The sequence below is a fragment of the Phenylobacterium glaciei genome (assembly GCF_016772415.1).
GTDB lineage: Bacteria > Pseudomonadota > Alphaproteobacteria > Caulobacterales > Caulobacteraceae > Phenylobacterium > Phenylobacterium glaciei.
Genome location: NZ_JAGSGD010000001.1, coordinates 3,347,929 through 3,368,348 on the forward strand (window position 1 = coordinate 3,347,929; position 20,420 = coordinate 3,368,348).

At 67.5% G+C, this 20,420-nt stretch carries 24 protein-coding genes and 1 riboswitch; of the genes, 11 read left to right on the forward strand and 13 right to left on the reverse strand.

Going from position 1 to position 20,420, the window contains the following annotated elements; genetic code table 11:
• The first annotated feature begins 42 nt into the window (after positions 1-42).
• Together coaD and JKL49_RS16445 are read left to right on the forward strand one after the other, a co-directional pair.
• On the forward strand, positions 43-585 hold the full coding sequence (gene coaD, locus JKL49_RS16440) for a pantetheine-phosphate adenylyltransferase (RefSeq protein WP_215341763.1): 543 nt from the start codon (positions 43-45) through the stop codon (positions 583-585).
• An 11-nt stretch (positions 586-596) separates the two neighbouring features.
• On the forward strand, positions 597-1,079 hold the full coding sequence (locus JKL49_RS16445; protein ID WP_215341765.1) for an HtaA domain-containing protein: 483 nt from the start codon (positions 597-599) through the stop codon (positions 1,077-1,079).
• 79 nt (positions 1,080-1,158) lie between these two features.
• On the opposite strand, the gene JKL49_RS16450 is transcribed toward JKL49_RS16445, so the two are convergent.
• A complete protein-coding gene (locus tag JKL49_RS16450) occupies positions 1,159-1,521 on the reverse strand; it encodes a hypothetical protein (RefSeq protein WP_215341767.1) in 363 nt (120 codons plus the stop codon).
• Between the two features lie 246 nt (positions 1,522-1,767).
• Positions 1,768-2,574, reverse strand: a complete 807-nt coding sequence (locus JKL49_RS16455) for a phosphotransferase (RefSeq protein ID WP_215341769.1) — start codon at positions 2,572-2,574, stop codon at positions 1,768-1,770.
• A gap of 211 nt (positions 2,575-2,785) precedes the next feature.
• On the opposite strand from JKL49_RS16455, the gene JKL49_RS16460 reads away from it, so the two are divergent.
• Both JKL49_RS16460 and JKL49_RS16465 read left to right on the forward strand, forming a co-directional pair.
• Positions 2,786-3,031, forward strand: coding sequence for a type II toxin-antitoxin system Phd/YefM family antitoxin (locus tag JKL49_RS16460; RefSeq protein WP_215341771.1), 246 nt, complete (start codon positions 2,786-2,788; stop codon positions 3,029-3,031).
• The gene (locus tag JKL49_RS16465) at positions 3,028-3,462 is read left to right on the forward strand and encodes a type II toxin-antitoxin system VapC family toxin (protein WP_215341773.1); all 435 of its coding nucleotides are present in this window, start codon (positions 3,028-3,030) and stop codon (positions 3,460-3,462) included. The genes JKL49_RS16460 and JKL49_RS16465 overlap by 4 nt, the downstream gene beginning before the upstream one ends.
• Here the strand turns inward: JKL49_RS16465 and JKL49_RS16470 are convergent.
• Positions 3,459-3,815, reverse strand: a complete 357-nt coding sequence (locus tag JKL49_RS16470) for a type II toxin-antitoxin system HicB family antitoxin (protein ID WP_215341776.1) — start codon at positions 3,813-3,815, stop codon at positions 3,459-3,461. The genes JKL49_RS16465 and JKL49_RS16470 overlap by 4 nt on opposite strands.
• On the reverse strand, positions 3,812-4,066 hold the full coding sequence (locus JKL49_RS16475) for a type II toxin-antitoxin system HicA family toxin (RefSeq protein ID WP_215341778.1): 255 nt from the start codon (positions 4,064-4,066) through the stop codon (positions 3,812-3,814). Before JKL49_RS16475 ends, JKL49_RS16470 begins: the two co-directional genes overlap by 4 nt.
• Before the next feature lie 1,286 nt (positions 4,067-5,352).
• On the opposite strand from JKL49_RS16475, the gene JKL49_RS16480 reads away from it, so the two are divergent.
• Both JKL49_RS16480 and JKL49_RS16485 read left to right on the forward strand, forming a co-directional pair.
• On the forward strand, positions 5,353-5,643 hold the full coding sequence (locus JKL49_RS16480) for a hypothetical protein (RefSeq protein WP_215341780.1): 291 nt from the start codon (positions 5,353-5,355) through the stop codon (positions 5,641-5,643).
• A gap of 130 nt (positions 5,644-5,773) precedes the next feature.
• The gene (locus JKL49_RS16485; protein WP_215341781.1) at positions 5,774-5,995 is read left to right on the forward strand and encodes a hypothetical protein; all 222 of its coding nucleotides are present in this window, start codon (positions 5,774-5,776) and stop codon (positions 5,993-5,995) included.
• Between the two features lie 59 nt (positions 5,996-6,054).
• On the opposite strand, the gene JKL49_RS16490 is transcribed toward JKL49_RS16485, so the two are convergent.
• On the reverse strand, positions 6,055-6,780 hold the full coding sequence (locus JKL49_RS16490) for a pentapeptide repeat-containing protein (protein WP_215341783.1): 726 nt from the start codon (positions 6,778-6,780) through the stop codon (positions 6,055-6,057).
• A gap of 29 nt (positions 6,781-6,809) precedes the next feature.
• The gene (gene thiC, locus JKL49_RS16495) at positions 6,810-8,633 is read right to left on the reverse strand and encodes a phosphomethylpyrimidine synthase ThiC (RefSeq protein ID WP_215341785.1); all 1,824 of its coding nucleotides are present in this window, start codon (positions 8,631-8,633) and stop codon (positions 6,810-6,812) included.
• 57 nt (positions 8,634-8,690) lie between these two features.
• Positions 8,691-8,798, reverse strand: a riboswitch (TPP riboswitch).
• A gap of 72 nt (positions 8,799-8,870) precedes the next feature.
• Here thiC and JKL49_RS16500 point away from each other — a divergent pair.
• The 3 genes from JKL49_RS16500 to cuyB are packed head-to-tail and all read left to right on the forward strand — an operon-like array spanning position 8,871 to position 11,011.
• Entirely contained in the window at positions 8,871-9,260 is a 390-nt protein-coding gene (locus tag JKL49_RS16500; RefSeq protein ID WP_215341787.1) for a DUF6491 family protein, read from the forward strand.
• Positions 9,261-9,314: 54 nt separating this feature from the next.
• Positions 9,315-10,319, forward strand: coding sequence for a D-cysteate sulfo-lyase (gene cuyA, locus JKL49_RS16505; RefSeq protein ID WP_215341789.1), 1,005 nt, complete (start codon positions 9,315-9,317; stop codon positions 10,317-10,319).
• Positions 10,316-11,011: a cysteate racemase gene (gene cuyB / locus JKL49_RS16510; protein ID WP_215341791.1), complete on the forward strand. Its 696-nt coding sequence runs from the start codon at positions 10,316-10,318 to the stop codon at positions 11,009-11,011. The genes cuyA and cuyB overlap by 4 nt, the downstream gene beginning before the upstream one ends.
• A 201-nt stretch (positions 11,012-11,212) precedes the next feature.
• Here cuyB and ypfJ read toward each other — a convergent pair whose 3' ends face one another.
• From ypfJ to JKL49_RS16535, 5 genes are all read right to left on the reverse strand, one after another.
• The gene (gene ypfJ, locus JKL49_RS16515; RefSeq protein ID WP_215341793.1) at positions 11,213-12,061 is read right to left on the reverse strand and encodes a KPN_02809 family neutral zinc metallopeptidase; all 849 of its coding nucleotides are present in this window, start codon (positions 12,059-12,061) and stop codon (positions 11,213-11,215) included.
• A 75-nt stretch (positions 12,062-12,136) separates the two neighbouring features.
• Positions 12,137-14,074 (reverse strand): alpha/beta hydrolase family protein, encoded by a 1,938-nt coding sequence (locus tag JKL49_RS16520; protein WP_215341795.1) that lies wholly within the window; start codon positions 14,072-14,074, stop codon positions 12,137-12,139.
• Positions 14,075-14,187: 113 nt separating this feature from the next.
• Positions 14,188-14,538: a hypothetical protein gene (locus JKL49_RS16525; RefSeq protein WP_215341797.1), complete on the reverse strand. Its 351-nt coding sequence runs from the start codon at positions 14,536-14,538 to the stop codon at positions 14,188-14,190.
• A gap of 38 nt (positions 14,539-14,576) precedes the next feature.
• Positions 14,577-15,131: a tetratricopeptide repeat protein gene (locus JKL49_RS16530; RefSeq protein ID WP_215341799.1), complete on the reverse strand. Its 555-nt coding sequence runs from the start codon at positions 15,129-15,131 to the stop codon at positions 14,577-14,579.
• Between the two features lie 146 nt (positions 15,132-15,277).
• The gene (locus JKL49_RS16535; protein WP_215341801.1) at positions 15,278-16,180 is read right to left on the reverse strand and encodes a DMT family transporter; all 903 of its coding nucleotides are present in this window, start codon (positions 16,178-16,180) and stop codon (positions 15,278-15,280) included.
• Positions 16,181-16,340: 160 nt separating this feature from the next.
• Here JKL49_RS16535 and JKL49_RS16540 point away from each other — a divergent pair, with 160 nt between their 5' ends.
• Positions 16,341-18,149, forward strand: coding sequence for a methyl-accepting chemotaxis protein (locus JKL49_RS16540; protein ID WP_215341803.1), 1,809 nt, complete (start codon positions 16,341-16,343; stop codon positions 18,147-18,149).
• Here the strand turns inward: JKL49_RS16540 and JKL49_RS16545 are convergent.
• Complete coding sequence (locus JKL49_RS16545; protein ID WP_215341805.1) at positions 18,146-19,093, reverse strand: hypothetical protein; 948 nt, start codon at positions 19,091-19,093, stop codon at positions 18,146-18,148. The two genes, JKL49_RS16540 and JKL49_RS16545, sit on opposite strands and share 4 nt — an antisense overlap.
• A 152-nt stretch (positions 19,094-19,245) precedes the next feature.
• On the opposite strand from JKL49_RS16545, the gene trhA reads away from it, so the two are divergent.
• On the forward strand, positions 19,246-19,896 hold the full coding sequence (gene trhA / locus JKL49_RS16550) for a PAQR family membrane homeostasis protein TrhA (RefSeq protein WP_215341807.1): 651 nt from the start codon (positions 19,246-19,248) through the stop codon (positions 19,894-19,896).
• On the opposite strand, the gene JKL49_RS16555 is transcribed toward trhA, so the two are convergent.
• Positions 19,897-20,259 carry a hypothetical protein gene (locus tag JKL49_RS16555; RefSeq protein WP_215341809.1) on the reverse strand — a complete coding sequence of 121 codons (363 nt, stop codon included), beginning with the start codon at positions 20,257-20,259 and terminating at the stop codon, positions 19,897-19,899.
• Between the last annotated feature and the right edge of the window lie 161 nt (positions 20,260-20,420).

Genomic DNA, 20,420 nt, shown 5'->3' on the forward strand with positions numbered 1-20,420 from the left:
GGGAACTCTCCGCGCCTCAAGAGACGCGGTCAGGGTCCTCACATGCGTAAGTCCGGCGCCACCAAGGCGCTCTATGCCGGCTCCTTCGATCCGGTCACCCGCGGCCACCTCGACATCATCGGCAAGGCGCTGAAGACCTTCGACGCCGTCCACGTCGCCATCGGCTTCAATGTCCGCAAGGTCCGCACCTTCGACGTCGCGCAGAGCGAGCGGCTGATCATCGACTCCATCACCGAGTTGTGGCCCGAGGCCGCCACCGGGGCCGGCAGCCTGTTCGCCGGGGCCCTGGAGGTCAGCGAATATACCGACCGCAGCCTGATCGCCTACGCCCACCAGATCGGCGCCACCCACGTGGTCCGTGGCCTGCGCGAGGCCAGCGACTTCAACGACGAGTTCAACCTGCACGGCGTCGCCGGACGCATCGACCCCAAGGTGCTGATGGTGCACTTCATCTGCGAATCCCAGTTCCTGCACGTCTCCTCGAGCACGGCCAAGGAGTTGGACACCGTAGGCGAGGACATCAGCTGGCTGGTCATGCCCTGCGTCGAGGCCGCCTTCGCCGCCCGCCGCGCCACCCCATCCTGAGGAGAGCCGCCATGGCCGCACAGACCGTGAAGACCCTGACCTGGGGCGTGAAACAGAGCTTCCGAGCCTATGTGGAGGGCGCGGGCGGGACCATCGAGGCCGGCGCGGGCGCGCAGCGCACGGCCGACGGCGGCTTCACCTTCGACGCCGCCCCCGACAGCAGCCTGACGGTGGACGCGGACGGCAAGCTCACCGGCCGCGGCCTGTTCCTGGGCGAGGTCCAGTTCGCCGCCCACGGCGGCATGCTCAAGGTCGCCCTCGTCGACCCCATCCTGGAGATCACCGACGCCGGCGCCCTCCTCACCGTCGCCGACCACGTGAGCCGCACCTACCGCCTGGAAGCCGCCAGGCTCGACCTCGGCGTCGCGAACACCGAGCCCTCCGGCGAGGTGGTCCTGCCCGCCGCCCTGATGATGTTCGGCTGCCAATGGCTGGGGGATCACTACCCGGCGGGGACACCGCTGGACCCGGTGCAGCTGGGGCTGGCGGGGTAACTGCACCGGTGGGGTTCGCGTTGAAAGCGCCGTGAGGACGCTTTCCCGGAGCGCGATCCGCCACCGCCCGCACGACGGCTCACACCAACGGCATGCCGTAATTCTCTTGCAGGCAGCGGGTGGCAGGATTGACCTCCGGCCCCCAGCTCATGACCAGCTTGCCGTCCACCCACCCGAAGGGCTTGCGGTTAGCGGGGCCGAGGCGCCCCTCGGTGGCCCCATAGATTCCGCAGATTACCTCGTGCCCGTCGCGAAGTTCGTGCGCGTGATCCAGCAGGGTGACGGCGTGACCCTCAAGGCGGGAGAGCTCGACGGTGATGTCTGCGAGAGTCTCGACGAACACCGCAGTCCCAGCGCTTTCGGGAACCGCCAGGGCGGGGGCGGACGACGATGTCCATGCGAAGATCGCCGCACAGAAGACGTGTCTGTAGAAGCCGCGCATCCATTCCCCTCAAAAATTCCTCGGACGGATATCCATCAGGCTTCCCCAAGTACGCTCGACGGGTGTGGTCGTCTTGAGGCACGGGATTGCTGACGTCCAGCGGGTCGGATCCGTCGGCCTGCGGGCAATGGCGAGTGTGACCTCACCCCTCCTCCGCCACAAACTTCAAGATGTCCCCCACTTACGGTGACGTGATTGTCCAAAGGGCGCGACTGGGGAAGGACGCCGAAGCGCTTCGCCGTCGCCCTAGGCCGGAAAGTCCGCCGCCAGGCGCTGCCGCAGTCTGGCGTCCTGCGCCGGGACCGCGCCGCCCAGGAGCACGAGCGCGCGAACGACGGGCAGATAGGGCTCCACCGAGGCCGCCAGGGCGGCAGGTGACGTTCCCGACAGTCCCGCATAGGCCGCCTGCAGTGCGGCGTTGACGGCGCGCGGACGCTCCGGGTCATCGGCCATGTGGGGGGCAAGCTCTGTCAGCATGACGTGCGCGCTCGCCAGGTCGAGCGCGGCGGGCGCACGCATCGCGGCGATCCAGTCGATCAGTCTCGGCCCCTCCGTCGTCAGGATCATGTTGCCGGGGTTTGGATCGCCGTGGCACAGCCCGTCTCGTGGCGACAGGCGATCGATCAGAGCCAGGACGCCGGCCGCAACAGGGGTCGAAAGGGTCCCGCGGGCGCGCCGAAGAGAGCCCGCCATATAGTCACGCAGGACCGGCACATCTGGCGGCGGCGGCGCCTGGTGAACGGCGTGGAGACCCTCAGCCAGGAGGACGCCCGCCTGTGCATAGGAAACCGCCTTGCTCTTGGTGACCTGCATCAGCGTCGGACCCTCGAGCCGCGCCATCACGAGGCCTGCTCGACCCTCGACCATCACCTCTTCGAACACCTCCGGCGCCAAGCCGCCCGCGGCGAAAACCGCGCGCGTCATTCGGGCCTCGTGCAGGCTGATATGGTGTGGCGTCCCGGCTCTGAACAACTTGAGCACCCGTCCGGGCGCCCACGCATAGACCTCCGCGGTGGCGCCTTCGCCGATCTTCGCCCCCAAGGACGGTTGCATCTCGCGCCTCCAACCGGTCACGGGGACACGCCGCCGGCCCCTGAGATCCCCCGATGCTACACAGTTCGTGGGGTTCGTGGGGTTCGTGGACAATCTTGATCCGCCTCGACGCCCACCAACCCGAGGAATTGGAACCACACGAACCCCTGATCCCGCATTGATCACGCGAAATATATGGCTATAATTATAGCTATATTCCGGAGATCCGACCTTGACCACCTACAGCGTCGCCGACGCCAAGAACGGCCTGCCTCGCCTGATCGACCGCGCCCTGGAGGGCGAGGAGGTCATCATCTCCCGGCACGGCAGGGCCGTCGCCGAACTGCGCCCGATTGGCCGGGAGGATCAGAAGGTCTCTCCGGCCAGCTATGCGTGGCTGAAGGCGCGCCGGCTGAAGCGCAAGGGCGTCGGCCTGACCTCTGTGGAGCTGCTGGACCAGCTGTACGACGAAGGGTGAGCGCCTATCTGGACGCCAGCGCGATCCTGCCCATCCTGATCGAGGAGCCGGGAAGCCCCCTGGTGGATCGCTTCATCGCCGAGACCGACGAGGCCCTGGTGGTGAGCGAATTCGCCGCCGCCGAGGTGGCCTCGGCCCTGTCGCGCCTGGTGCGCACGGGCCTGCTGGACGCCGCCGACGCCACGGCCCGCCTCGCCGACTTCGACGCCTGGCGCGCCTCGGCCACGGTGGACCTCGACCTGCAGGCCTCCGACATCCGCCTGGCCCACATCTTCGTCCGCCGCTTCGACCTGATGCTGCGCGCGCCCGACGCCCTGCACGCCGCCCTCTGCCGTCGCGGCGACCTGACCCTGGTGACCCTCGACCACCGCCTGGCGACCGCCGCCGAGGCGTTGGGCATCCAGGCCCAGCTTCTGGCGGCCGGCAGCTAGACCGTCACCACGGCCGCCGTGTCACGCTCAGCGGCCTCCCGCAGCCGCTCCTCCGTCCACTTGGTCAGGCTCTTGCCGGCCAGTTGCGCGGCCAGCGCGGCCAGCGCGTGAACCGCCGGATCGATACGCACCATGATCTGTCCCGAATAGGGCTTCTCGGGCGCCTTTCCGGTCTTCCCGCAGGTCTCGATATAGTCGTCCACCGCCTCGTGGAAGGCGGCCTTCAGGGCCTCCACGCTGTCGGCATGGAAGCCGACGACATCGTTGATCCCCGCCAGCCGGCCCGTGAAGATCTCGTCCTCGGCGTCGAACTCCACATGGGCGAAGTGGCCCTTGTAGGCGATGGCGGTCATGGTTTCACTCCCAGCTTGATCAGATACTCACGGGCGTCACGGACCTGATACCGCTTGGCCTCCTTGGCCGGATGGGGGCGGTGGAAGCTGGCGATGACGCCCCGGCATTCGAACCGCACCCGCGATCCCGAGCCCTCGATCACCGAACAGCCCACCGCGACGAGCAGACTCTCGATCGCCGCCCATTCGACCGTCCAGGAAACCGGGTCGGCGAAGACAAGCTTCAGGGTCTTGGCCTGCTTGCTGTTCACGCTAGCAGGATAGTTGGGGGCCACGGGGCATGCAATCAGCATTTGCTAGCGAAATCGCGCGCGGAGGCGGATGACGGCTCGCAAGCCCTCTCGAGCAAACCCACTCCGTCATCCCGGCCGCAGCGCAGCGGAGCGCCGGGACCCAGGGGCCCAGCGCACCGCCCCTGGGTCCCGGGTCTCCCCTGCGGGTCGCCCGGGATGACGGGGTTTGGGGTTCAGAAGGTAGGCGCTTTGGGTGACAGGTTATCAATTGCGTGAATTTGACTGACGCTATCGTGGCGTCAGAACCAAGGGCGGTTCTCAGGGTTGCAAAGGCGCCGTCCGAAGCCGAGGCGCGACGAGGCCGCAACGACGACCTCGCTGGTCGGAGAGCCATGATTGGGCAATTGTTATCATGTCACCGTAATTACCTGTCACCGTAATTGCACCGTGATCGATGTCACCGTGGTCGACAGATTGGATCTCTCGGCTTTCAGCGATCGACACCGACAGCGGTGAACTCGCCTGTCCGCTCGCACAGAGCGGTTAGCCTCATGACTTTGGTCGGGTGAGGGTATAGCCGGAGCGCCGACCGTGGGATGGCAAGAGGGTCTTTGGCAGTCACTAGGATGACGCGAAAAAGGCCTCCGCAGTGTTCCCTGGCGTATTGTAGATTTCTAATACGGTCTTTGTTTCCCCGCGCGTCCTTCCAATGCGGTAAGTCTGCGCGATCGAAGGTCGAATAAGAGTCCGCGGAGGAAGGGTCGAACTGATCCTCCCACAAGCTCAACACGACCGTCCTGGTCGCCTCATTCCGTGCAGACCATGTCTGGCGCGGATTCGTCGCCTTCGCACCGAAATGCCCGAAGGCGTCTCTGAACGTCCATCGCCGCTCTGCCACTAAGACCTCCGTGCTTTGGCCGTCAGGGGCGCACACTAATTTGCCTACATTACACTTCGGACGGCGCGCCGCCGTAAGTCTTACACGTCTCCCGCATGACGCTGACAGCGCACTGAATTTCCGGCGCGCTGCGCCGGATTGAATGCACTGTTACCGAAATCTGGGGAGGGCCGGGGACGACGATGCGAGCGAGGCAGGTCATCCATATCGGCTAGCATGACCGGGATTACGGTGACGTGATATCGATTGCATAAACCTTGATCAGTGTGATTGGGGAATTGATATCATGTCCGCGAAGTCTCGGGCTTGTCCGAGAAGTCTGTGGTCCGTCCACCCCCCAGAATTGACCGTCGCGCCTCATCCTACCGGCCTTGTCCTGCCGCCGCCCTTTTCATCATGCGCGGCCATGCCGCATCGCGAATCCCTGCTGGGTATGGCTTTATCGCGGCGCACCATCATTACGGGCCGAGTTGAGGACCCCATGCTGAACTCGCTGTTTTCGCGCACCGGAGCCGAATGGGGCTCCGCCGTCCTGGTCTTCATCGTCAGCCTGATGGCCGGCCGCTACGCCGCCCAGGGGATGGACGTGATCCAGTGGGCCGGCGCGGTCACCGCGGTGCTGGGCTCGGTGACGGTGGCCGTCTGGGTGCGCATCGCGCCGACCCCCGCCAAGGTCACGGCCCGTCAGGACGACTGACCGCTCGCGCGGCAATCCGGCCTCCAGCCTGCCTCAAGCGTGACCACTCGCCGCAGCCTGACCACATTCGATATTTACCCTGACGGTCGATCCTGAAATCGCACGTCATCTGGAGGGCAGAGGAGAACCCATGCTCAAGTCGATCACTGCCCGTATCTCCGCCGAACGCGCCGCCATGGCCTTCGTCATCCTGGCCAGCGCCCTTGTCGGCCGCCAGGCCGCCATCGGCATGGACGCCGCCCAGGGCGTCAGCGCGCTGGCCGCGATCCTCGGCGCCTCGATGCTGGTGGTGATGGTCAAGTCCTGGCCCAAGCCCGAGCGCATCAAGGTCAAAGCGCGCCGCGACGACTGAGCCTGACAGCCTGAAGTGGGAACCGGTTCAGGCGCCCGTCAGGCGACCAGCAAAAATCGCTAGTCGGCGTAGACGTCGAGGCCGAGCGCGGTCAGCAGGCGGTACTGCTGGCCCACATCGACCTTCATCCCCTCGCAGTTGGCCAGGCCTGAGATGTTCAGGCCGCTGACCTCCGCGCCCCGCAGGTCGGCGTCAGCGAACTTGGCCCCGCCGGTCAGGGCCTGAAACAGATCACACTTCCTCATATCCGCCCCGGTCAGGTCGGCCTCCCGCAGGTCGGTCTCCCGCAACGACACATTGGTCAGGTCGGCGCCGGCCAGCCGCGCCTGGGCGAGGTCGGCCAGCTCCAGGCTGCAGCCCGAGAACGACACCTGGGTGCGGATCACCTTGCGCCCGAACGACCGGCTGAAGTCGGCGCCCACAAAGGCCGCGCCCCGCAGGTTGCAGGTCTCGAACGCCGCCCCATACAGGCTCGACCGCTCGAACCGCGCGAAAGACAGGTCACAGCGGGTGAAGCGCACCTCATCGAGACCGCAATGGGCAAATGTTGGCCCATGTTGGCCGTGGGTGAACACGCAGGCCTCGAAGTGCGCGTCACGCAGGTTGGCGCTGGCGAACCGGGCGCCCACGATGCGGCAGCCCTTGAATTTACTGCCTTCCAGCACCGTCCCCGAAAACTGCGCCCCCTCGATGGTGCAGCCCACGAACACCGCATCGGTGCAATCGGCGTCGGTCCAGTCGGCCAACGACAGGTCTTCGTCGGTCGCCCCGTCTGAAAACGCCATCTGCTCCATCCGTGACGACCAACATGTGCTCAGAGTTTGACCTGAATCTCGCTCCCCGCCGCCCGGAATTTGGCGCTCATCTCCGCCATCCCCTGCGCCACGTCGTTCTGCCTGGCGGCGGTCTCGCGGATCTCCTGGCTGATCTTCATGGAGCAGAACTTCGGCCCGCACATCGAGCAGAAGTGGGCCGTCTTGAACGCCTCCTTGGGCAGGCTCTCGTCGTGGTACTGCCGCGCCGTCTCCGGATCGAGGCCGAGGTTGAACTGGTCCTCCCAGCGGAACTCGAACCGGGCCCGCGACAGGGCGTCGTCCCAGGCGCGCGCCGTCGGATGGCCCTTGGCCAGGTCGGCGGCGTGGGCGGCGATCTTGTAGGTGATCACCCCTTGCTTGACGTCCTCCCGGTCGGGCAACCCGAGGTGCTCCTTGGGTGTCACGTAGCAGAGCATGGCCGTCCCGAACCAGCCGATCATCGCCGCCCCGATGCCGCTGGTGATGTGGTCGTAGCCCGGGGCGATGTCGGTGGTAAGCGGACCCAGGGTGTAGAACGGGGCCTCGCCGCAGACCTTCAGCTGCTTGTCCATGTTGGCCTTGATCTTGTGCATCGGCACGTGGCCGGGGCCCTCGATCATGGTCTGGACGCCGTGCTTCCAGGCCACCTGGGTCAGCTCGCCTAAGGTCTCCAGCTCGGCGAACTGGGCCGCGTCATTGGCGTCGGCGATGGAGCCCGGCCGCAGGCCGTCCCCCAGGCTGAACGACACGTCGTAGGCCCGCATGATCTGGCAGATGTCCTCGAAGTGCTCGTAGAGGAAGTTCTCCTTGTGGTGGGCCAGGCACCACTTGGCCATGATCGAGCCGCCCCGGCTGACGATCCCGGTCACCCGCCTGGCGGTCAGCGGCACATAGGACAGCCGCACCCCGGCGTGGATCGTGAAGTAGTCCACCCCCTGCTCGGCCTGCTCGATCAGGGTGTCGCGGAACACCTCCCAGGTCAGGTCCTCGGCCACCCCGTCGACCTTCTCCAGGGCCTGGTAGATCGGCACGGTCCCGATCGGCACGGGGCTGTTCCTGATGATCCAGTCGCGGATGTTGTGGATGTTGCGGCCGGTGGACAGGTCCATGACCGTGTCGGCCCCCCAGCGGATGGCCCAGACCATCTTGTCCACCTCGTCGGCCACGGTGGAGAGCACCGCGGAGTTGCCGATATTGGCGTTGATCTTCACCAGGAAATTGCGGCCGATGGCCATCGGCTCCAGCTCGGTGTGGTTGATGTTGGCCGGGATGATCGCCCGGCCGCGAGCCACCTCGGAGCGCACGAACTCCGGCGTGCAGACGTCGGGAATCTCGGCCCCGAAGTCCTCCCCGTCGCGGATGAAGCCGTCACCTTCCTGGCGGCGCAGGTTCTCGCGGATGGAGACGTATTCCATCTCCGGGGTGATGATCCCCCGCCGCGCGTAGTCCATCTGGGTGACGCTTCCGGAGCCCTTGGCGCGGTAGACCCGGCGCGGGGCCTTGAACTCCGGCGCCAGGTGCTTGCCGCTCGCCCCGCCGTTGTCCTCCGGCTTCACGGCGCGCGGGTTGGCCACCACCTCCACGTCGCCGCGGGAGACCACCCAGGGCTCGCGGGTCCGGGCCAGGCCCTGCTCGATATCGATGGTCGCAGTGGGGTCGGTATAGGGGCCGGAGGGATCATAGATCGTCACCGGCGGCTCGCCCGCGCTGGGGTGCACCGCCACCTCGCGGAACGGCACCCGGATGTCGGGCCACAGCAGGCCGGGCTGATAGACCTTGCGTGAGCCAGGACGCTCCCCGGTGGGGATCGCGCCATTGCTGGGGACGGGGGTTTGAGAGTTCATGTGCGGGCTCCTGCCTTGGTAAGGAGACCCGGACGTGTCGCGTAGAGTGGTCGTGCGGAAGCGCCCGCGTTCCCTCCCTTCGCCGGCATGACCCGGATCAGGTTCGGCGGGTCGCGGGGACAAACCCGCCTCTCAGCCGCTGCGGCGACTCCCCGGAGAAGCCGCCACGCTACCCTCCCCGCCCGACAAATGCCATCGTGTCCCGTTGATCTAGGAACCAAGCCAAGGATCGTCACGATGAACCGCCTGCTCCCCCTCATCCTCGCCGCCGCGGCGCTCACCGCGGGCGCCTCTCAGGCCCTGGCGCAGGACCCCGCGCCCGGCCGCCAATGCTTCCGCGTCAGCCAGATGGACGGCCATCGGGTCGCCGATCCCAAGACCCTCTATGTTGGGGTCCGCAACAAGGATGTCTTCCGCATCGACATGCACGGCGCCTGCCTGGCCGGCGCCGACATTGGCGATCCCCTGGTGGTCGAGACGGTCGGCGGGTCCGACCTGGTCTGTAAGCCCATCGACCTGGACCTCAAGGTCGCCGGGACCATCGGCCTGTCGCCGTGCATCGTGAAGTCGATCACCAAGCTGACCCCGCCGCAGATCGCCAGCCTGCCGCGCAAACTCAAGCCGTAGGGGTCTCGCGACAGCCGAGCTGGCCGTGCTAGTCAGGGGGCTGAGGAGTTCCCCATGCACCTGGCCCGTTTCCCCCGCGCGCGGTTCGCGCACCTGCCCACGCCGTTGGAGCCCATGTCCAACCTCAGCGCCGCCTTGGGCGGCCCGGAACTGTGGGTGAAGCGCGACGACTGCACCGGCCTGGCCGGCGGCGGCAACAAGACCCGCAAGCTGGAATTCCTGCTGGGGGACGCCCTGGACCAGGGCTGCGACACCCTGGTCACGCAAGGCGCGGTGCAGTCCAACCACGTACGCCAGACGGCCGCCGCCGCCGCCCGTTTCGGCCTGGCCTGCGAGATCATCCTGGAGGAGCGGACCGGCTCCAAGGCGCTCGACTACAACACCTCGGGCAACGTGCTGCTGGACCGTCTGCTGGGGGGTAAGCTGCGCAATGTCCCGGCCGGGACCGACATGAACGCCGAGCTGGCCAAGGTGGCCGACGAGGTCCGCGCCAAGGGCGGCGTGCCCTACATCATCCCCGGCGGGGGCTCCAACGCCATCGGGGCCCTGGGCTATGTGGACTGCGCCGTCGAGCTGGTGCGCCAGGCCGACGAGCAGAGCATCGTCATCGACCGCATCATCACCGCCACCGGCAGCGCCGGCACCCATGCGGGCCTGGTGGCGGGCCTGGCCCTGATCGGCGCCGACATCCCCGTCCTCGGCATCGGCGTCCGTGCGCCGCAGGAGACCCAGGAGGCCAATGTCCACAAGCTGGCGGTTGAGACCGCCGGCCTGTTGGGCCACGCCGAGCGCGTCACCCGCGAGATGACCGTCGCCGACTGCGACTATGTCGGCGCGGGCTACGGCCTCATCGATCAGGCGGTGATCGAGGGCCTGAAACTGGTGGCCCGCACCGAGGCCCTGCTGCTGGACCCGGTCTATACCGGCAAGGCGATGAAGGGCCTGATCGCGCTGACCAAGGCCGGCGCCTTCAAGGACGAGACGGTGGTGTTCCTGCACACCGGCGGCGCCCAGGGGCTGTTCGGCTACGTCGGCGAACTGGAAGGAAACCTCGCATGAGCCTCGTCCTCGGCGTCCTCGGCGGCATGGGTCCCGCCGCCACCCTCGACTTCCTCACCAAGCTCCAGGCCTTCACCCCGGTGAAGCAGGAGAAGGACCACATCCGGGTAATCGTCGACATCAACCCGCAGGTTCCTGATCGCAACGACCCGTTCGCCAAGCCCGGCCCGGTCCTGGCTGAAATGGCCGGCGCCCTGCACGGCGCGGGGGCCGAGGTGCTGGCCATAGCCTGCAACACCGCCCACGCTCATGCCGACCTGATCACCCGGGCCTCGGGCCTGCCGCTGATCGACATGATCCAGACGGCCTCCCACGCGGCGCGCGACACCGGCGCGCGGCGCGCAGGCGTGCTGGGCACCAAGCAGGCGATCCGGCTCTATAGGGAATATCTGGCGGCCCAGGGCATGGGCCTGGTCACCCTGCCGCCTGAGGCTCAGGAGGGCTTCATGGCCCTGCTGGCCAAGATCAAGACCGGCGACGTCGGCGCAGAGGTCCGCCAGGGCATGGCCGATCTCGCCCAGATCCTGGTGGCCGATGGCGCCGAGGCGATCATCGCCGGCTGCACGGAAGTCCCGCTGGTCCTGTCACCCAAGGATGTCGGCAAGCCGCTGCTGGACGCCGGCGAACTGCTCGCCAAGCGCTGCGTGGACGTCTGCCTGGGCTACGAGCCGGCGCCCATTCTCGAGCAATAGCTCGAGAGTCCTTGTTGGTCGCGCGATGGTCGCCAAAACCGGCGGCCACTTTCGGCTATCGCGCTCCTAGAGCATGATCGTTTTAGACGGAACCGCGTCGCGGTCCCGGCTGACGCGTGAATCATGCTCTCGCTTATATCTGGAGCCTGATTCACCGCATCGGCGGAATCGCGAAGCGATTCCACCTCAACGGATCAGGCTCTAGAGTCTTGAAGCGCTGAAGGTATCGCAGGACGCGGGGTCGCCGTTCTGCACCCCGGCGCGGAACCAGCGCGTGCGCTGTTCGCTGGTGCCGTGGGTGAAGGCGTCGGGCATGACCCGGCCCTGGGACTGCTTCTGAAGCGTGTCGTCGCCCACCGCCGAGGCGGCGCGCAGGCCGTCCTCCACGTCCTTGGGATCGAGCGCCACCGCGCCGTTGGAGACGTCGGAGGCGCGCGCCGCCCAGACTCCGGCATAGCAGTCGGCCTGCAGTTCCAGCCGTACCGAACCGGAGTCCACGCCCTTGGCGGCGTAGTTCTTGGCCTTGTCCATCTGGCCGGTCAGGTTCTGGACGTGGTGGCCGATCTCGTGGGCGATGACATAGGCCCGGGCCGCGTCGCCCTGGGCGCCGAAGCGGCCCGAGAGCTCCTGCCAGAAGGAGAGGTCCAGATAGACCTTGCGGTCCTGCGGGCAATAGAACGGCCCCATGGCTGACTGGCCCATGCCGCAGCCGGTGCCGGTGGCGCGGTCATAGATCACCACGCCCGCCGGCGGATCATAGCTGCGGTTTGAGGCCTTGAAGACCTGGCTCCAGACATCGGTGGTGGAGGTCTCGACGACGTCCACGAACTGGGCGTCGCGGTCGGCCGGCGTGCCGCGCGCGCCTTCCTGCTGCTCGGCGCCGCCGTTCACGCCATTGACCACGCTGAGCGTCGTCGAAGGATCGATGCCGAACACGAAATAGCCCACCGCCGCCAGCAGCAGGCCGCCAATGCCGATGCCCCCCGCGACGGGGCTGATCCCGCGCCGATCCTCGATATTGCCGCTGCGGCGTCCACCGTCCCAACGCATGGCCATCTCCTCCAACCCTGGCCGCCTCAACGCGCCAGAACGGCCGAGGATGCGGCGGATTGGAGCGGCTGTCAGCTAGTTCGGCGGATTGGCCTTTTCGAGGAAGCTGACGGTGGCCTGCAGCATCTGGGTCCGCGTGGCCCCACGCGACAGCCAGTGGTCCTCTGCCGCAAGGGTGACCAGTTCCACCGACTTTCCTGCCGCCACCAGGGCGTCGGCCATGAACTGGCTCTGCTCATAGGGCACCACCAGGTCATCCTTGCCGTGGATTAGCAGCACCGGCGCCTTGATCTTCGCGACCTGGAGCGCGGGGGAATAGGCGTCCAGACCGCTCTCGTCGTCGCCCTCCACGCCCATGAAACGATGCCAGAAGCGCAGGGTGTCGTTGCGGCCACCGCCCAGATTGCCGCGCTTCCACATCAGGAAACGATGGAGGTTGGAGATCCCTGAAACCGCCACGGCGCAGCGGTAGACGCCGGGCTCCAGGGCCACCCCCGCCAGGGCCGCATAGCCGCCGTAGCTGGCGCCCACGATACACACCCGCTTGGGATCAATGATCCCCTGAGCCGCCAGGTGCTTCACGCCGTCGGAGAGGTCTGTCTGCATCTTGCGGCCCCACTCGCCGTAGCCGGCGGCCGTGAAGGCGGGACCGTAACCGTCAGATCCGCGGAAGTTCGGTTGCAGCACCACATAACCGCGGGACGCCAGGGCCTGGCGCCACCAATCGAAGTCGATGGTGTCGAAGGATTGCGGCCCGCCGTGCGGCATCACCACCAGCGGCAGGTTCTTGGGGTCGCGCCCCTTGGGCAGGGTCAGGACGGCGGGGATCTCAAGTCCGTCGCCGGCCTTGTAGGTGGTCATGCTGGTGGTGGAGATTTCGTCGGGACCGAGCCCGGCCTGCATGTCGTCCACCATCGAGGCCCGGCCGGCGGCGAGGTCCACGAACATGTAGGCCGCGCCGGTCTTGGGGCCCTGGACCTTGACCACCACCTGCTTGCGGTTGTCGGACCAGCTTTCCCGCGTGACCCGCTCGCCCGGGAAGGCGCGCTTGATCTTGTTCCAGTTGGCCTGATCTTCCGGGGTGAAGAAAGTCATGGTGTTGGCGTCGTCGTTCTCCACGACGCCGATGATGCGCCGGGTCACGCCATCGAACAGGAACTTCAGCACCCCGTTCTTCAGCGCCAGCGCTTCGCCTTCCTTGCCGGTCTTGAGAGAGACGGGCTTGAAGACGTAGTGACCCTCCTCAACACGCTGGATCAGCAAGGTGTCCGGCGCCGGCCCCAGGCCGACCACCAAGGGCTCATCCAGAGGCGCGTTTTCAGAAAGCACCGGATACCATTTCGGCCCGACCCGGACGAGCAGCCGCCAGTCGCCATCCTTGCGGTCGTATTCCGTCTTGGCGATCGTCGCGCCGGTCCCGTCCAGCACCCAGTTGGTGTTGATCGCGCCGATGCTGGGCCCGGAATCCAACAGCCGTGTGGGCCCACCGGCGACATCGACGCGATAGAGGCTTTCGAGGCTGTCGACCCCGCTGATCCGCATGGCCACGGCGTAGATGCTGGGCACGCCATCGACGATACCGACATCGACGCCGCCATTGGTGAAGTTGCCAACGCCGGGCGTCTTGTCGAGGACGAGCTGGAAGGTGTGTTTCTCGATATCGTAGACTCGGGTCTGCCAGATCTCGCTGCGGCCGGTGAACTCGATGGAGGAACTGTTGCTGCGGATCCGCGAGGTGGTGGAGGTCGAGAAGGCGACGCGGCCATTCCCGACCCAGAAGACGTCGCGCAGCTTCTCGTTGCCCACGCCGACCGCAGCCAGCATTTTGCCGTCGGCCAGGTTCTGAACCATGATCTTTCGGCTCTCGCCCTCAGGGCGGACATAGGCCAGTTTGGTCCCATCGGGCGAGACCAGCACCTGCTCCAGGGTGGCAAGGCGGCCGTAGGTCTCTACGGGCGGCGCGGCGGCGGCCGGCAAGGCGAACAGCACCGCGCACAGCGCGACCAACAACATTCGAAACATGAAGCTCCCCCCCGGGACCCTGAACGCGACACGCCACCACCATGGGTAGCCATCCCGTTATTCCCGACGCACGCCCTGCGGGCAAGTCTCAATTGTGGAGCTTGCTACCGGCGGTTCGCGGCGGCGGCGCGGACGCGGGCGTTGGACTCCGCCATCCAGGCGTCGATGTTGGCGGGCAGGACGGAGGCTGGCGGGGACTTGGCGGCGTCGGTTGTCGGAAGGCGCGCCGCGTCGCCATGGACTTCCAGGTCCCGCAGCCGGGTCTCGGTCTGCACCCGGGCGTCCAGAGCGCCGACCTCGTTCTCCAGCGCCACAGCGCGTTGCTGCGCCATGCGGTTGGTGGCCTGCTGCTCCTGCCACATCGCCTCGTAGCGGGCGTTGAGGGTCGGGTCCTGCGCAAGGGCGGGCCCGGCGCAGGCGGCCGATAGGATCAGGACTGTGAACAGGGCGCGCATCTCAACCTGTCAAACACGCGAGACCCCGCCAGGGGTCCCTAGCGGTGCGAGACGCTGAACCGGGTCAGCTGCTCGCGCGGCGCATCCCATTCCGGCTGCATCTCCAGAGCCTTCTGATAGTCGAAATAGGCCGACTTGGCGTCGTCCATGCCCTCATAGGCCAGGGCGCGGTTGTAGTAGGCCTTGGCCGGCTCCTGCACCCCCAACTCGAGGCCCTTGTTGATGTCGGGCAGGCTGTCGGCATAGCGGCGCTGGCCGATCGCCGCGGCGGCGCGGTTCACATACGCCTCGCCCATGCCGGGCTGCAGCTTCACAGCGTGGTCGAAATCCTGGGTCGCTTCCGGGTAGGCGCCGCGCCGCAGCTTCAGGACGCCGCGATTGACCAGGGTGCCGGCCCGGTCGCGAGGGGTGAGGAACTCGCCGTCCAGGGCGTCGGTGCAGAGCTTCTGGAACTTGACGTCGCTCTCGCCGTCAACCGCCGCCTGCGAGCAGGCCTGCGCCATGCCGCCGCCGATCACCGTCACCGCGGCCTGGGCCGCTCCCGCGCAGAGCGCCAGCGCCAGGGCGCCCGCCATTGATACTGTCCTGATCATGCCTGGCCTCCATCTGACCTGGAGCCGGTCCCGAGCGCCGAAGGCCCTCAAGGGAACCTGACCTGAGGGGCAGACTCTTCCGGCGCCGGCGGTCTGTCAACGCAGGGTTTCTGCAAGGGCGGCTCCGGGCCCGCGCCGTCGAAACCTCACCTCGCGCGGAAGCGGCGGGTCTCGCGCAGCAGGATGTAGATGCTGCTGCCGGCCACCACCAGGGCGCCTGCCAGGGTGGCCAGACGCGGGGTCTCGTCCCAGACCAGGAAGCCGATGATGCTGGCCCAGACCAGCTGGGTGTAGTCGAAGGGCGCCACCACGGCGACCGGCGCGCGGCGGATGGCTTCGGTGAGGAACAGCTGTCCGACGCCGCCGATCAGGCCCGCCAGGATCAGCAGGGCGAGCGTCGCCTTGTCCGGGATCACCCAGCCAAAGGGCAGGCTGGCCAGGCCCAGCACCATGCCGGCCAGGGTGAAATAGAAGACGATGGTGGCGCCCGGCTCGGTGCGGCCGATCTCGCGGATGGCGATCATGGCGCCGGCCGACCCGACGGCGGCCACCAGGGCGAAAACCGTCCCCTTCACCGCCATGTGGCTGGGGTCGGGATGGATCATGATCAGCACGCCGATCAGGCCCACCACGACGGCGCCCCAGCGGTGGAGACCCACCGTCTCCTTGAGGATAACCGCCGACATCGCGGTCATGAACAGCGGGGCGGAAAACGATAGCGCGGTGGACTCCGTCAGCGGCAGCAGGCTGACGGCGGTGAACCCGCAGACCATGCCGGTCAGACCCACGGTGGAGCGCATCAGGTGGCCCAGAGGCCGCTGGGTCTTGAGCACCGAAAAGCCGCTGGTGCGGGCGATGTAGATCAGCACCGGCACGAAGGCGAAGGCGTTGCGGAAGAAGATGATTTCCAGCACCGGCACGCCGCGGCTGGAGCACCACTTCACCAGGGCCGCGAGGCCCGCCATGCAGGCCATGGCCGCCACCCGCAGGGCGATCCCCGTGCCGTTATGCTGGGCGGTGATGTGGGCGGGCGCCTGGCGGCTGGTCATGCCCCGGCCTTAGGACGTTCGCCGGCCCCGCGCCATCCCCGGAGCGCGCCGCCAACCCATGTGGCCTAATGTCGCGATCTGGACCAAGACGGCGTTGTTTACCAAGATTCAAGGCCTGGAAGTCAGGTTCCCGACAGAAGCGACAACGGGGATTCGGGCGATGAACCTCAATTCAATCAAACAAAAAATCACTGCGGCGGGTCTGGCTGTGCTGATCCTGGGCGCCTCCAGCGCCGGGGCAGGCATCTGGGTCGCCTACCAGATGGGCGACCGATTGGACGCCACCAGCCGCGCGGCCTCGGCGCTTCGCACCCACATGCAGGCCGACATGATGCACGACGCCCTGCGCGCCGACGTGCTGTCGGCGATCCTGGCCTCCGATCCCACCGCCGGCGTCGACATGGCCGGGGTGAAGACCGATCTCGCTGAGCACACCAAGCTCTTCCAGGACAGTCTGGCGCGGAACAAGGCCGCGGTGACCGACCCGGAGTCGCGCGCCGTGCTGGCCGAACTGGACGCGCCCCTGGCGACCTATATCCAGGCCGCCGCTGACATCGTCGCCCAAGCCGAGACCGACGGGGCCGGCGCCAAGGCCCACCTGGGCGACTTCCAGCAGCAGTTCGGGGTCCTCGAGGTCGCGATGGCCAAGGCCGGCGACAAGATCGAGGCCAACGCCACCAGTTCGGCCGCTAGTGCCGTGGCCGCCGATCGCATCGCCGAGATCCTGATGGTCTGTGTCCTGGCCATCATGGTCGCCTTCTCCATCGCCCTGATCGTCATTTCACGGCGCACCCTGGTGACCCCGATCATCGACGTGACCGGCGCCCTGGAGCGCCTGTCACAGGGCGACCTCACCGTGGTCCCGCCCCATAGCGAACGCCGCGACGAGATCGGCCTGATGGCGCGCGCCCTGCACGCCTTCAAGGACGCCATGGCCGGCCGCCAGAGCGAGAGCGAGGCCGCCGAGCAGCGTAGCCGCGCTGACGCCGAGCGCGAACAGGCCGAAACCCAGCGCCGCCAGGCCCAGGAAGAGCAAGCATTCGCCATCGGCGCGCTCAGCGGCGCGCTGGAGGGCCTGGCCGGTGGCGACCTCACCCGCCGCCTGGAGGGGAGCTTCCCCGGCGACTACCAGAAGCTTCAGCACGACTACAACGCCGCCATCGACCGGCTGGGCGACGCCATGCAGGACATCCTGGCCAACGCCGAGGCGATCCGCTCGGGCGCCGGCGAGATCAGCCACGCCTCCGACGACCTGTCGCGCCGCACCGAACGCCAGGCCGCGACCCTGGAACAGACCGCCGCCGCCGTGGACGAGATCACCGCCACCGTGCGCAAGTCCGCTGACGGCGCCCGCCAGGCCAGCCAGGCGGTGGCCGACGCCAAGATCGACGCCGAGCGGGGCGGCAACGTCGTGGGCGAGGCGATCGCCGCCATGGGCCAGATCGAGTCCTCCTCGGGCCAGATCAGCCAGATCATCGGGGTGATCGACGAGATCGCCTTCCAGACCAACCTGCTGGCCCTGAACGCCGGGGTCGAGGCCGCCCGCGCAGGTGAGGCCGGCCGCGGTTTCGCGGTGGTCGCCTCCGAGGTGCGAGCCCTGGCCCAGCGTTCAGCCGAAGCCGCCAAGGAGATCAAGGCGCTGATCTCGGCCTCCTCGGCCCAGGTCAGTTCCGGCGTGGCCCTGGTGGGCCAGACCGGGACGGCGCTCTCCACCATCCTCGGCAAGGTGGCCGAGATTCACGGCCTGATCCGCGACATCACCGCCTCGTCCCAGGAACAGGCCACGGCGCTGGGCGAGGTCAACACCGCCGTCAATGAGATGGACCAGGTGACCCAGCAGAACGCGGCCATGGTGGAAGAGTCCACCGCCGCCAGCCACAGCTTGGCCAATGAGGCCGAGCAGCTCTCCCACCTGGTTGCGCGCTTCAAGATCGTCGGCGGCGGCGCGCCGCTACGCCGCGCCGCCTAGGTTAGGACCAGTCCGGCCAGGGACAGGGAATTGACGAAGGCCTGGGTGATGCGGCCGTAGTCCTCGACCCCGGCCTTGAAGTCCGCGCGGGCGTGGACGTGGCTCGGCACCACCAGGCCCCGGTCGTCGGCTCGCTCGCAGAAGCCCAACTCCAGCAGCTTGCCGCCGTGACGCCGGGCGGTCTCGTAGGGCAGCCTCAGGTCGCGGGCCAAGGCGTAGACGCTGACGCTGCGGCGCAGCCCGTCGGGCGGGATCTCGTCGACGCCGCTGAACGTGGCGGCGAGCGCCGCGTCGAGGGTCACGTGCAGGGTGTTGGCCCGAACGATAGCCAGGAACATCAGCCCTTCCACCAGGTCCAGGTTCAGGTTGGTGGTGAGCAGGTCGACGGTGTTGAGGAAGTAGTCGCTCGACAGCCGCACGACTTCGCGCGGCATGTAGGCCGCCCTGGCCTCCGCATCCGGCGCCGGGCCGCAGGTGGCCTTCAGACCGACATCGGCCAGGGTCTGAGCATAGCGAACGGTGGCGTGGAAATTGGTGACCACGGCCTGGCGCACTTCCGGCCGCTCGTTCACCGCCGCCGGGAACACGACCCCGCCGTCGCCGCCGCGATCCAACAGCCCGGTGTTCAGCAGCTTGCCGATGTGCCGCCGCGCGGTCTCGTAGGGCAGGTGCAGTTCACGGGCGATGGCGTAGACGCTGACCGGCCTGCGGAAAGTCTCCGGCGGCAGGCTGCCGGGCTGGAAATAGGCCAGCGACAGTCCGGGCTCCTCCAGCAGATGGCGGACATTGGCCCGCACGATGGCCAGAAAGATCATGCCGGTGACCAGGTCTGTGTCGATGGCCGTGGTGATGATCTGAGCGCCGTTCAGGAAGAAGTCGCCGGCGAGGCGGACGACGTGACGGCGGACATCGGGGGGAAATGTCGGGGCGTCCGGGTCTGACATCAGGGTCCTGATCGGCGGAACGGGTCGCTGACCCAGGCTATTGGGATTCGCGGCGCCACAGACCGCCGGGGCCCCCACGGGCGAACTTGTCGCACGCGATACGGGACAAGATTGGTCATGGACGCGACACAGGTCGCAGATATGGTGAGATCATGCTTCCGCCCCGCCACTATCCGACCCCCGCCGCCAAATGCGCCGACCTCGTGGTGCACATCACCGGCCTGACCCTGGCCCTTGTCGGCGGCGGTATCCTGCTGGGTCTGTCGGTGAAGATCGGCAGCCTGGGCCAGGTGGCGGCGGTGGCCGTCTACAGCGTGGCCATGGTGGCGATGCTGGGCCTTTCCACCGCCTACAACTTCGCCAAGCCGACCTGGCGGCCGCTGCTGCGCCGCTTCGACCATGCCGGCATCTTCCTGATGATCGCCGGCTCCTACACCCCTTTCACCACCCAGAACCTGACCGGCGCCTGGTCTGTCGCCATGACCACGGCGGTCTGGTCGCTGGCGGCGCTGGGAATCTTCGGAAAGCTGTTCCTGCCTGGCCTGGGCCGCCGCTTCTGGGTCGGGCTGTACCTGGCGCTGGGCTGGCTGGTGCTGGTGGCCATCAAGCCGATGGTGGACGGCCTGTCCTGGGTCGCCCTGCTGCTGCTGGCGCTCGGCGGCGCGATCTATTCCACCGGCGCGGTCTTCTACCTGCTGGAGAAGCTGCGCTTCCGCCGCGCCATCTGGCACGGCCACGTGGTGGGCGGCGCGGCTCTGCAATACGTCGCGGTGCTGATGGGCGTCGTCCTGGCCCAGCACTAGCTAGGACGCGACACCCTTCACGATCCTCACGGTGATCGGCTCGCCGGTCACAGCCTTGGCCTTCCAGCTCGCCCCCGAGGGAAGGGCCGTGCAGTAGCGGAACGGCACGGCGCGGGGCTTGGCCTGCTTCAGGCAGACCTTGTCGGCCTTCAAGCTCCACAACCCACTGGAGGGCGTGCGATGCCGGCCCTTGGCGGTATAGGTCCCGTCCTTCTTCAGCCACAGCAGCGCCGTGCGGCCATCCGGATAGGTGGAGACCACCGTGTTGCCGAAGGCGCGCTCGAGCGGCGCGGCGTCAGCGGCCAGGGCCGCCACCGGCGCGGCCAGCAGTGCGAAGGCCAGCAGCGATATCGAAGGTTTCATGGTCGCATCCGTGGGCCAGCGGAAGCGCGGCGGGCTGAAAATCCTTCGCAGGGGTGTCGGTTCCTTGGCGGGGTGATGATGTCCGAAATCGGCCAGACCTTGGCTGCGCATCCGCCCATGATGGCCCCGGGGGCCGAAATCCTGAAGAAGACCCTCGAAGC